Origin of the sequence: Lutibacter sp. HS1-25 (genome assembly GCF_004121075.1) — a bacterium.
Classification (GTDB): domain Bacteria; phylum Bacteroidota; class Bacteroidia; order Flavobacteriales; family Flavobacteriaceae; genus Lutibacter.
On sequence record NZ_RHLN01000003.1, the window covers coordinates 133344 to 145306 of the forward strand.

Annotated in this window: 10 protein-coding genes and 3 tRNA genes; 5 read left to right on the top strand and 8 right to left on the bottom strand. The window is 30.4% G+C overall.

What is annotated here, in order from left to right:
• Nucleotides 1–48: 48 nt before the first annotated feature.
• From EC396_RS02800 to rluF, 5 genes are all read right to left on the bottom strand, one after another.
• Nucleotides 49–1002, bottom strand: coding sequence for an acetyl-CoA carboxylase carboxyltransferase subunit alpha (locus EC396_RS02800; RefSeq protein WP_129365183.1), 954 nt, complete (start codon nucleotides 1000–1002; stop codon nucleotides 49–51).
• A 58-nt stretch (nucleotides 1003–1060) separates the two neighbouring features.
• Entirely contained in the window at nucleotides 1061–1939 is an 879-nt protein-coding gene (locus EC396_RS02805) for a DMT family transporter (RefSeq protein WP_129365184.1), read from the bottom strand.
• Entirely contained in the window at nucleotides 1926–3014 is a 1089-nt protein-coding gene (locus EC396_RS02810) for an LptF/LptG family permease (protein ID WP_129365185.1), read from the bottom strand. Before EC396_RS02810 ends, EC396_RS02805 begins: the two co-directional genes overlap by 14 nt.
• An 82-nt stretch (nucleotides 3015–3096) precedes the next feature.
• On the bottom strand, nucleotides 3097–4227 hold the full coding sequence (gene tgt, locus EC396_RS02815; protein WP_129365186.1) for a tRNA guanosine(34) transglycosylase Tgt: 1131 nt from the start codon (nucleotides 4225–4227) through the stop codon (nucleotides 3097–3099).
• Nucleotides 4228–4284: 57 nt separating this feature from the next.
• On the bottom strand, nucleotides 4285–5145 hold the full coding sequence (gene rluF / locus EC396_RS02820; protein ID WP_129365187.1) for a 23S rRNA pseudouridine(2604) synthase RluF: 861 nt from the start codon (nucleotides 5143–5145) through the stop codon (nucleotides 4285–4287).
• 497 nt (nucleotides 5146–5642) lie between these two features.
• Here rluF and EC396_RS02825 point away from each other — a divergent pair, with 497 nt between their 5' ends.
• A complete protein-coding gene (locus EC396_RS02825; RefSeq protein WP_129365188.1) occupies nucleotides 5643–6512 on the top strand; it encodes a helix-turn-helix transcriptional regulator in 870 nt (289 codons plus the stop codon).
• 10 nt (nucleotides 6513–6522) lie between these two features.
• Here EC396_RS02825 and EC396_RS02830 read toward each other — a convergent pair whose 3' ends face one another.
• Both EC396_RS02830 and EC396_RS02835 read right to left on the bottom strand, forming a co-directional pair.
• Nucleotides 6523–7293, bottom strand: coding sequence for a C40 family peptidase (locus EC396_RS02830; RefSeq protein WP_129365189.1), 771 nt, complete (start codon nucleotides 7291–7293; stop codon nucleotides 6523–6525).
• A 19-nt stretch (nucleotides 7294–7312) separates the two neighbouring features.
• Nucleotides 7313–8491 carry an acetyl-CoA C-acyltransferase gene (locus EC396_RS02835; RefSeq protein WP_129365190.1) on the bottom strand — a complete coding sequence of 393 codons (1179 nt, stop codon included), beginning with the start codon at nucleotides 8489–8491 and terminating at the stop codon, nucleotides 7313–7315.
• Nucleotides 8492–8660: 169 nt separating this feature from the next.
• Here EC396_RS02835 and EC396_RS02840 point away from each other — a divergent pair, with 169 nt between their 5' ends.
• The 4 genes from EC396_RS02840 (at nucleotide 8661) to EC396_RS02855 (ending at nucleotide 11095) form a co-directional block, all read left to right on the top strand.
• Nucleotides 8661–10715 carry an HD family phosphohydrolase gene (locus tag EC396_RS02840; protein ID WP_129365191.1) on the top strand — a complete coding sequence of 685 codons (2055 nt, stop codon included), beginning with the start codon at nucleotides 8661–8663 and terminating at the stop codon, nucleotides 10713–10715.
• A 102-nt stretch (nucleotides 10716–10817) separates the two neighbouring features.
• Nucleotides 10818–10901, top strand: a tRNA-Ser gene (locus EC396_RS02845).
• 22 nt (nucleotides 10902–10923) lie between these two features.
• Nucleotides 10924–10998, top strand: a tRNA-Pro gene (locus tag EC396_RS02850).
• 23 nt (nucleotides 10999–11021) lie between these two features.
• A tRNA-Arg gene (locus EC396_RS02855) sits at nucleotides 11022–11095 on the top strand.
• Between the two features lie 222 nt (nucleotides 11096–11317).
• Here EC396_RS02855 and EC396_RS02865 read toward each other — a convergent pair.
• The coding region (locus EC396_RS02865) for a transposase (RefSeq protein ID WP_129365192.1) at nucleotides 11318–11963 on the bottom strand (646 nt) is incomplete at its 5' end.

The following is an 11963-nucleotide window of genomic DNA, read 5'->3' on the forward strand; positions in this document are numbered from 1 at the left end:
CTAAAATTAATAAAAAAAACCTCTCAAAAGAGAGGTTTTAATATATTTTTAGCCTTTAAATTCGCCCATATTTAAATACTTATCCATTCTTTGTTTAATAAGCTTTTTTACAGGTAAATCTTTAAGTTCGTCGTAAGCCTTTAAAATTGTTTTTTCAACTTCTTTAAAAGCAGTTTCACGGTCAAAATGTGCCCCGCCAATAGGTTCTTTTATAATTCCGTCAATTAATTTTTGCTTTTTCATGTCTTCAGCTGTTAGCTTTAAAGCTTCTGCAGCTTCTTCTTTATGTTCCCAACTTCTCCATAAAATTGAAGAGCAAGATTCAGGTGAAATAACAGAATACCATGTGTTTTCCATCATATAAACTCTGTCTCCTACGCCAATACCTAAAGCTCCACCAGATGCACCTTCACCAATTATTACAGTAATAATTGGAACTTCTAATCGTGTCATTTCAAGTATGTTACGTGCAATGGCTTCACCTTGACCACGTTCTTCGGCTTCTAAACCAGGATAAGCACCAGGAGTGTCAATTAATGTTACTACTGGAATTCCAAATTTCTCAGCCATTTTCATCAAACGCAAAGCTTTTCTATAGCCTTCAGGGTTTGACATCCCAAAATTTCTGTATTGTCTGGTTTTTGTATTATAGCCTTTTTGTTGACCAATAAACATAAAAGATTGATCTCCAATTTTACCCAATCCACCAATCATAGCTTTATCGTCTTTCACGGTTCTGTCTCCGTGTAATTCCATAAAAGTATTTCCAGAAAGTGAATTTATATGATCTAATGTATAAGGTCTGTTTGGATGACGAGAAAGTTGTACACGTTGCCAAGCAGTTAAACTTTTGTAAATTTCTTTTTTGGTGTTTAGTAGTTTTTTTTCAATGTTTTTGCAACTTTCAGTTACATCTACACCACTTTCTTTACCAATTATTGAGCATTTTTCAAGTTGCTCTTCTAATTCTTTAATTGGCAATTCAAAATCTAAATATTCCATATTTTTTAATTCTAAATGTAACTACAAATATACTAACTTATCAATTTGTATTGTTAAGTTATATTGTTTTTTTATTCTTTAATATTCCGTTTGTTAATACTGTTGCTAAAATAATAAGTGCTCCAAAATAAAATTGAGTACTCATTTTTTCTTTTTCTCCAAAAATAATAAGTGCTAAAATAATGGCATAAACAGGTTCTAAATTAATGGTAAGCATTACTGTATATGGAGATAAATATTTCATAATTTTTATTGAAACAAAAAATGCGTAAGCTGTACAAATACTGCTTAAAATAAGTAAATAAATAAAATCTGAACTAGATAAACCAAATTGTTTAAAGTTAAATCCAGTAGTTGAAAAAATGTAAATAGTTATAAATACAACTCCAAATAGTAGTTGATAAAATGAAATTGTTTCAGCATTGTAATTGCGAATATACAATCCGTTTAATACTGTAAATAAGGCTGATAAAAAAGCAGCAATTAAGGCATAAACAATTCCTAAAGTGTAATCTGTTTCTAAATTAAAAATAAGATATAGTCCAGAAATTACAATTAATCCAAAAAACAGTTCTAAAGGATTTAATTTTCTTTTAAAAAATAGCGGTTCAATTAAAGATGCAAATAAGGCTCCAGTGCTTAATGTTACCAATGCAACTGAAATATTTGAGACTTTAATTGCTAAAAAAAAGAAAATCCAATGTGTTGCAATTAAAATACCTCCAATAACAAACTTAAATATAACTTTAGGTGGTATTTTAAATGATCTTTTTGTAAATAAAAAATAAGCACCAACAAACAGGGTTCCAAATAGCATTCGGTACCATACAAGTGGGATAGCATCAAGACTTATGAGTGCTCCTAAAATACCTGTAAATCCCCAAATAAATACAAGTAGATGGAGTTGTAAATGGTTGTTTAAATTATTTTTTGGCATTTTTTATATATAAATAAAGTGCGATAGCTCCAAAAAACAGATTTGGCATCCAAACCATAAAAAATGAATTTGTATCTGCACCAGCACCTAAGACTTCTGAAATTTTAAGAAAAAATACATACAAAAACATGAGTGAAATTCCAATTGCTAAATTAACGCCCATGCCTCCTCTACGCTTTTTAGATGCTAATGAAACAGCTAATAAAGTTAATATGTAGGATGAAATTGGCAAACTTGTACGTTTATGTAATTCAACCAAATAAGTATTTAAATTACTAACTCCTCTTGCTTTAGATTGGTTGATAAATTCATTTAATTTTATTGAATTCATTTCTTTAGCCATATAGTCAATACTTACTAAATCATTAGGCATAAAGTTAAAAGTTGTATCTAATTTTGTTCCAGATTTAATGCTATCTCTATCGCTAAAAATGTATCTTTTTTTGTAATTAATTAAAGAGTATGTACTGTCTTTTTCAATCCATCTAATATTATCACTCATTAATTTGAACTTTAATTTGTTGCCATCAAATATTTCGTAAGAAAAATTATACCCCATATTTCTATCAGTTGTAAAATTTTTGATAAAAATATAATCGTTTGGGCCTAGTTGTAAATTAACATTTGATAAATATGTAGTGTTCTGGTTTTTATTTTTAATATAAGTTCTGTTGAATTCGCTAAAAGTTTTATTACTGTTAGGTACCACAAAATGATTCATGGCTAAAGAAAAAACAGTAACTAAAGTAGCGCCTATAAAATAAGGTTTTAAAAACCTGGTAAAAGAAATTTTGGCAGAGTGAATAGCAATAATTTCAGTGTTACCAGCCAATTTTGAGGTGAAAAAAATTACAGCTATAAATAATGCTAAAGGCAAAAATGTATTGCCATAAATTATTACAAAATTTACATAATAATCTCTAATAATTTCACCAACAGACAGGTTTGCATGACGTAAAAACTTATCTACTTTTTCAGATATATCAATAGCAATAGCTATTGGAATTAGCAAAGCAAGTACCAGAGCAAATGAACTTAAATATTTTTTTAATATGTATTTATCAAGTATTCTCAATGGTTGTCTAGTGTCTAGTAATTAGTATTTTGTATTTTGTATTTTGTATTTTTTTCAAAACTTAGGTATTCCCACTTCAAGCTTACAATCTATTATCCATTTGTTTTACCATACGATTTTTCCATTCTGTAAAATCGCCTGCTAATATATGTTTTCTAGCCTCACGAACCAACCATAAATAAAAACCTAAATTATGTATTGAAGCAATTTGTTTTCCTAGCAATTCATTTGAAGCAAATAAATGTCGCAAATATGCTTTTGAATAATAAGTATCTACAAAAGTAATCCCCATTTCATCAATGGCCGAAAAATCATTTTCCCACTTTTTATTTTTAATATTTATAGTTCCATAAGCTGTAAACAACATTCCGTTTCTAGCATTTCTTGTGGGCATTACACAATCAAACATATCAATACCAAGGGCTATGTTTTCCAAAATATTTATTGGCGTTCCAACTCCCATTAAGTAGCGTGGTTTGTCTTCAGGTAAAATAGCAGTTACAACTTCTGTCATTGCGTACATTTCTTCTGCAGGTTCTCCTACAGATAATCCTCCAATAGCATTTCCTTCGGCACCAACTGATGCAATATATTCAGCAGATTGTTTGCGTAAATCTTTGTATGTACTTCCTTGAACAATAGGGAAAAACGCCTGACTATAATCGTATTTAAATGGTGTTTTATCTAAATGCGTAATACATCTGTCTAACCATCTGTGCGTCATGTGCATAGATCGTTTCGCGTAATTGTAGTCGCAAGGGTAGGGTGTACATTCATCAAAAGCCATAATAATATCAGCACCAATTGCACGTTGAATTTCCATCACATTTTCTGGTGTAAAAGTATGGTACGATCCATCGATATGACTTTTAAATTTTACACCTTCTTCTTTAATTTTTCGTCTTTCAGAAAGCGAATATACTTGGTATCCACCGCTGTCAGTTAAAATATTTCGATCCCAATTCATAAATTTATGTAAGCCTCCAGCTTGCTCTAAAATAGCTGTTTGCGGACGTAAATATAAATGGTATGTGTTTCCTAATATAATATCAGGATTAATTTCATCTTTAAGTTCAGTTTGATGCACCCCTTTTACGGTTCCAACCGTACCAACGGGCATAAAAATGGGTGTCTCAATAGTACCGTGGTCGGTAGTTATTACTCCTGCTCTAGCTTTGCTATGAGGATCTTTTGTTTTTAGTTCAAATTGCATAGTTGGCAAAGATAGTTATAATAAGTTTTAAAGTAAAAAGTAAAAAGTTAGAAAGTTTTATTTTCGTCTTCCTTGTTTTGGTTGGTATTTTTTACTGTTTTTTGGAATGAACTTTTTATTGTTTTTATTTTTAAGTTGAGGTTTTTTAGACTGAGGCTTCTTTTTTTTCTGAGTGTCTGTTGAAGCTTCTTCAGTTTTGGTTGAAGACGAAACCATTTTATTGATAATAGCCATTTCATCATCTGTCAATTCTCTCCAGTTTCCTTCTTCTAAATTACCCAAATCAACATTCATAATTCGGGTACGTTTTAACTTGGTAACTTCAAAATCTAAATATTCGCACATACGACGAATTTGTCTGTTCAAGCCTTGAGTTAAAATAATTTTGAAGGTGTTTTTATTAAGTTGTTCTACATAACATTTTTTAGTTACAGTTCCTAAAATTGGAATGCCATTGCCCATTCTTTGGATAAATTCTGAAGTAATAGGTTTGTTTACAGAAACAATATATTCCTTTTGATGGTTATTGCCAGCACGTAAAATTTTGTTTACAATATCGCCATCGTTGGTTAAAAAGATAAGTCCTTCCGAAGGTTTGTCTAAACGACCAATTGGAAACAAACGATCTTCATGTCCTATCGCTTTTACAATATTAAAACGTTCTTTAGCATCTGTAGTACAAACAATACCAACTGGTTTATTGTAAGCAATATAAAGAGTTTTTGGTTTAGACTGTAAAAGTGTACCATTAACTTTAACTACATCTCCATTATAAACACGATTGCCTAATTGGGTAATTTTTCCATTAATGGTTACTTTTCCATCAACAATAAACTTTTCGGCCTCTCTACGTGAGCAAATACCAGTACTGCTAATGTATTTGTTTATGTTGATTGAATTTTCGTTTGATTTTTCCACAAATTAATATTTTGTGCTGCGAAGTTACAAAATTAATTAGGTGTAAAAATTGTGCAAATTAAAATTTGTACAATTCTACGGTTGATAGTTAATATTCAATTATTTGAATTTCTTTATAAAATTGTTTTAAATAAAAAACCGATAACATAATATTATATTAGTTATCGGTTTACCCTCAAAAATTGGGGTTATTGTTGGGGGATTTAATATAATTTTACAAAATAATTAGGCTTTACAAATTCTCCTTTTTTATTTTGATATTTAAAAAGCGGTGACAATGTATTTATATAAAATTTACTTGTTTTAACATTAATAATTTTATCCATATCATACTGATTTTATATTAACAATTATTTATACTGTTTATAGTATATTTGTTTTTATGCAAATTTAATGTTGTTATTTGGTTTGGTTCACGACAGGTATTGTCGTATTAAAATTTTTAATTTTAGTTGTAATTTTTTTTTGATTAAATTTACGTTGTTAAAAAAATATAGATGAAAAGATATAATTCCATTGGAGAACTTTTAATTGATTATAGAGAGATAAATAATATTTCTCAGGTCGAATTTGCTGAAACAGTTAATGTGGATGCACGAACTGTGCAGCGATGGGAGAGAGGTGAAACTTTGATTAAAAGTGATAAAGAAGAAGAAATTGTTGTAAATACTTTTTTGCCCTATCAATTAATTAGAAATTTAAACTCTGCAATAGTAATACCAACTTATTACGATTTTAGAATTAGAAAATATTCTACCAACGAATTGTCTAATGATTTGCCTGATGCAGCTTGGTTTAAAAAGGAATTTTCTATTACAAATAACAATATACGTAAAATAGATTATGATTACGATATCAAATATTTGAAAAAATTTATAGGAGTTAAGCAGGATTTACCAAAAAATAATTTATTAGCTATTAGAAAAGCAGTTGAAATTTTACCAGAATTAAATTTAATTATAACGGATGATGCTGGTTATTATGCTGGTCATGTTGTTATTTTCCCAATAAATGAAGCTACATTTTTAAAATTGAGAAATAAAGAAATGAAGGAAGAAGAAATTACAATAAATGATTTGGTTGATTATAAAAATCACGAAAATCCTATTTTTTATAATTTTGATATTGCAGCCGATAACAATTATAGTCTTTATTTTTTAGTAAATACTATTTTAAAATTTTTTAGTGATTTTAAAAATAAAGAATACACCTATTGTTGTATTGCAACGCGTCATGATAGTTTTTTATTATATGAACAGTTGGCGTTAAATATTGTTTGGAAAGAAGAACCAAAGTTAAATAAAATGAATTTAGAAATTTACCCTCGATTTTATGAAGGTACTTTGAATTCGTTTTTAGAAAAATAAAAAAGGAGCTCTAAATAATTTTTTTAATAACCCTTAATTTGTGGGTATGACGTTGGCTATCTACGTTAAAAATTCCACTGTGATCAATACGGTCTATTCTTACTTTTCCATGTGCATGAATAATGTAATTATCATTCATAATAATACCTACATGCGTTATTTTGCCTTCATTATTATCAAAAAATGCCAAATCACCAGGTTCACTTTCTTCAATAAAACTTAAAACTTCACCTTGAGTTGCTTGTTGTCCGGCATCACGCAGTAATTTATAACCACATAATTTATAAACCATTTGTGTAAAACCAGAACAATCTATTCCAAAAGGTGTTTTTCCACCCCATAAATAAGGTGCATTTAAAAATTTGAAAGCAATTTCAATAAGTTTTTCTTTTTCTTTTTTTGAAGTAAAAACCTGACCTTCATATTGATAATAAGTGGTGTTTAAAACAAGGCTGTGGTTGTTAAAAAAAGGCAAGTTAGCACCAATGGGAATTGTTAAAAAATGTTGATTTTTATCAGTAGCAAAATCAATTAATTCTGCAGCTAAAATAGTATTGGTATTTTCTAAGCTTAAATATATTTCTTCGTCAATTTCTTCAAATTGTTTATTGTCAATCCAACCTTCATATTTGTCAAATGCTAAACGAATTTTACTCCATTTTTTACGCATTTCAAGTATTTTAAAATGCTCACCAAAAAGCACTTGGGAAACCATTTCAGTAGTATCATCTGGTTCAATTCTAAGAGGGACAATGCTTAAATTACAAATACCGTATTGCATGTATATTTATTACTAAAAATTAAGAAATTCGTTCAATTATAATGGCGCTTGCACCACCACCGCCATTGCAAATTGTAGCAGCACCATAGTTGGCATTTTTTTGTTCAAGTATAGATGTTAAGGCAATTACAATTCGCGCTCCAGACATTCCTAACGGGTGACCTAATGATACGGCACCGCCATTAACATTTACTTTTGCAGCATCTAAACCTAATAATTTAATATTTGCCAAACCAACAACAGAAAAAGCTTCATTAAATTCAAAAAAGTCAATTTCACTTTGCGATACACCAGCATTTGCTAAAGCCTTAGGTAGTGCTTTTGCTGGTGCTGTTGTAAACCATTTAGGTTCATGTGCAGCATCTGCATAACCTTTAATTTTCGCCAAAGGTTTTAAATTTAATTCAGTAGCTTTTTCTAAACTCATAATTACCAATGCAGCAGCTCCATCGTTTAAAGTGGAAGCATTAGCAGCAGTAACAGTGCCAGTTTTACTAAAAACAGGTCGTAAGGTTGGAATTTTTTCAAGTATCACATTTTTGTATTCTTCATCTTCTGAAAAAATTATTGGATCGCCTTTTCTCTGCGGAATTTCAACAGGAACAATTTCATTGTTAAAATATCCATTAGCCCAAGCATTGGCAGATTTGGTGTATGAAGCTATTGCAAAATGATCTTGATCTTCTCTTGAAAATCCAAATTCAGAAGCACATAAATCTCCACAAGTTCCCATATGTTGTTGATCGTAAACATCTGTTAAACCATCAACTAAAAGACCATCTTTTAAAGTTATATTTCCAAGTTTGGCAGCATTTCTTCCATCCATATAATGTGGTATACTACTCATATTTTCCATTCCACCAGCAATAACAATTTCTGCATCACCTGTTTTAATAGCTTGAGCAGCAAGCATAATAGCTTTCATACCCGATGCACATACTTTGTTAATAGTTGTACAAGGTACTGTATTTGGAATGCCAGCAAAAATGGCAGCTTGTTTTGCAGGAGCTTGTCCCAAACCAGCAGAAACCACATTTCCCATAAAAACTTCATCAATCAATAGAGGATCTAAATTAATTTTATCTAAGGCGCCTTTAATTGCAATTGCACCCAATTTAGTAGCCGAAATAGATGATAAACTACCTAAAAAGCTTCCAATTGGCGTACGAGCTACCGCAACGATTACAACTTCTTTCATATTAAATGGATGTGAAAATTCTATGGCGAATTTAGTTATTTTTAAGCAATATTTTGAATTTTGAAACACAGATTGTTGTGTAACCGGTAAATTGTAATTAAAAAATAACTACTATTGCAAACGTTGATACCATTATTATTGTTATTTTTGAAATGCAAACGTATATTTAGTGAAAAATATTATAAACAAATTTCTTGTAAATCACGCTTTTATATACAAGTTATCTTTATACTTGTTTACCACAGTTTTGGTGGTGTATTTATTTCCAAAAGGGGGGCAGTTTAAATACGAATTTCAAAAAGGAAAGCCATGGCAATATGAAAATTATTATGCGCCTTTTGATTTTGCAATTCAAAAAGATGCTGAAGAAATAGAAGCCGAAAAACAACAAATTCATAAAACATCTAAGCAGTTTTTTAGGTACAATGATGAAATTGTATTGCTTGTTAAAAATGAGGTTAATGATAGGGTAACCTCTTTATTGTCAAACTCTAAACTTGCCGATAATAAAAAAAGAAATTTATTAGAAAGAACAAATGCCATTGTTCAAAATATTTACGAGTTTGGTTATATAGATACAAATGCAGAGCAAAAAATCCAAGGCAATTTAATTGTTTTGGTTCAGGGAAATAACATCAAAGAAATTCAGCCCAATAAATTATTTAAAGCTTCACAAATTTTAGGATTTATCAATGCTAAAATAGGCAAACAACCATTAAACGAAGAAGAAAATAGTATTTTGAATATTATTTTTGAAACAATAAAGCCAAATGTTAGTTTTGATGAAAATTTTACTCAAAAAGTACTTCACGAAAATTTAAGTAAAATATCATACACCAAAGGTATGGTAGCTGAAAAAGAACGAATTATATTTAAAGGTGATATTGTTGAAGGTCAGAAATTTGTAATATTAAACTCTATTAAAAATGAATTTGAATCTCAAGTTTGGAGTAAATCAAATTATTATTGGATAGTTACCGGTTATATTATTTTAGTATCGTTGGCATTTTTAATGCTCTTCTTATTTTTAAGAAAATACAGGTTAGATATTTACGAAAACAATACCAAAGTAACCTTTTTGTTTTTTAATATTACACTTGTTGTTTTGTTAATAACAATAATAGTAAAATACGATGCCAAGTATGTTTATATAGCGCCTGTTGTAATATTGCCTTTGGTTTTAAAAGCATTTTTTGATGCCAGATTAGGATTGTTTACACACGTACTAACAATACTGCTTTTAGGCTTTATAGTCCCTAACAGTTTTGAGTTTATATTTTTGCAAATTATAGCCGGTATAGTTACTATTTTAACTATTTCTGAACTGTATAAAAGAGCTAATTTATTTATTTCAGTATTACAAATTACCTTTGTTTATTGTATAACTTACTTTGCTTTTTCTATTATACAAGAAGGAAATGCTCAAAATTTAGATTGGCAAATATTTGGATATTTTGTTTTAAATGGAGCAGCAACATTATTTGTATTGCCTTTGATTTATATTTTTGAAAAAATGTTTGGATTGGTTTCAGACGAATCTCTTAAAGAATTATCAAATACAAATTCAAAGCTTTTAAGAGCTTTGGCTGAAAATGCACCAGGAACATTTCAACACTCATTACAAGTTGCTAATTTAGCCGAGGCCGCTGCGAACGAAATTCACGCAAATGCTATGTTAGTTAGAACAGGAGCGTTGTATCACGATATTGGTAAAATGTTAAATCCAATGTATTTTACAGAAAACCAATCAACTTCAGTAAATCCACATAACGAATTAACGCCTAAAGATAGCGCTCAAATAATTATAAACCATATTATAAACGGAGTTGAGTTGGCTAAAAAGAATCATATTCCAGAAAGGATTATAGATTTTATTAGAACGCACCACGGAACAACATTGGTTTATTATTTTTATAAAAAGGAAGAAGAATTAAGTGGAGGCGATGTTGATATTATGGATTTTCAATATCCAGGCCCCATACCTTTTTCAAAGGAAACAGCTATTTTAATGATGTGCGATGCTGTTGAAGCAGCTTCAAAAAGTATTAAAGAGCCATCGGCACAGGCGTTCGATAATTTGGTTGAAAAGATTGTAAGTAAACAAATGGACGATGGGCAGTTCAAAAATGCAGATATAACTTTTAAAGAGCTTCAAACTATTAAAAAGGTGTTAAAGAAGAAGTTAAAGAATATTTATCATGTAAGAATTGAATACCCAGAATAATAAAGTATTTATTTTTATTAAAAAAAGCAGAAAAATGTTGTGTAAGTCTAATTGTAGTGTTACATTTGCACTCGCAAAAATAAGTTCATAAGACATATTTTAGGAGAGGTGCCAGAGTGGTAATGGAGCAGATTGCTAATCTGTCGACGGGTAACTGTCGCCAGGGTTCGAGTCCCTGTCTCTCCGCAATAATAAAGATAACCATTTTCGGGGTGTAGCGTAGCCCGGTTATCGCGCCGCGTTTGGGACGCGGAGGTCGCAGGTTCGAATCCTGCCACCCCGACAAATATTTGGTTAATACCAAAGGGTCGCGTAGCTCAGCTGGATAGAGCATCTGCCTTCTAAGCAGACGGTCACAGGTTCGAATCCTGTCGCGATCACAAAATAACTCACTGTTAAACAGTGGGTTATTTTTGTTTTAAGACATTTCGTAATTTCTTCAAAAACTCATTTGCACAAAATTTGAATCAATAACAATTGTTGTGTGTGAATTGAACACTTTCATTATTCAAAAACCGTATGGTATCACCATACTGTAGTTTAGAATCTTCAACCCTTGCTGAATAGAAAGAATAATCATGGATCAATAACAATTGTTGTGTTTATGCAAATATTGTTGTTAATCTAAAAAGGAAGAACTCAACGTTTCTAACTCCTCTAAATTGAGCTCTAAACGCTTTTATTTTAGCATTGAATGATTCAGCTGAAGCATTAGTGCTTCTATTTATAAAATAGTTTAGGATTGACCTATAATTGAGTGTTATCGTATTTGCAATTGTGTTGAACGCTCTAAAACCTGTATTTTCTACATCTTTATACCAATGTGCTAGCTTTGTATATGCTACTTCTATAGTTTTGGCTGTATTGTATATGTTCCTTAGTCCTTGAGTAAGATCAAAAGCGATTTTTATATCAGGATATTGATCGAACAATATTTTGCTTCTACAGTATTGGCTTTCTGTCCAATTTGAGGGGGCTTTGTATAGCAAGTACCTACTTCTAGCCAAAAGTTGTTTTCTTGTGTCTCCGTTGCTAAACTCTTTGGGAGAGCATGTGCTGTTCTTTGCTTTTGCTAGTTTTATCTGTTCATTCTCTAGTTCTATAGCGTCCCATCTATGCTTGATTCTTATATCCTGAAGTGCTTCCAGTGCAAGTTTTTGTACGTGGAATCTATCGGTTACCTGTATAGCTTTTGGGAAACATTTCTTGGCAATAGTTTTCATAGAATTTGCCATATCTAAGGTAATT

Bases quoted from the DNA above. Each gene is read 5' to 3' on its own strand.
- EC396_RS02800 (WP_129365183.1), bottom strand. From the start codon at position 1,002: ATGGAATATTTAGATTTTGAATTGCCAATTAAAGAATTAGAAGAGCAA.
- EC396_RS02805 (WP_129365184.1), bottom strand. From the start codon at position 1,939: ATGCCAAAAAATAATTTAAACAACCATTTACAACTCCATCTACTTGTA.
- tgt (WP_129365186.1), bottom strand. From the start codon at position 4,227: ATGCAATTTGAACTAAAAACAAAAGATCCTCATAGCAAAGCTAGAGCA.
- EC396_RS02825 (WP_129365188.1), top strand. From the start codon at position 5,643: ATGAAAAGATATAATTCCATTGGAGAACTTTTAATTGATTATAGAGAG.
- EC396_RS02830 (WP_129365189.1), bottom strand. From the start codon at position 7,293: ATGCAATACGGTATTTGTAATTTAAGCATTGTCCCTCTTAGAATTGAA.
- EC396_RS02835 (WP_129365190.1), bottom strand. From the start codon at position 8,491: ATGAAAGAAGTTGTAATCGTTGCGGTAGCTCGTACGCCAATTGGAAGC.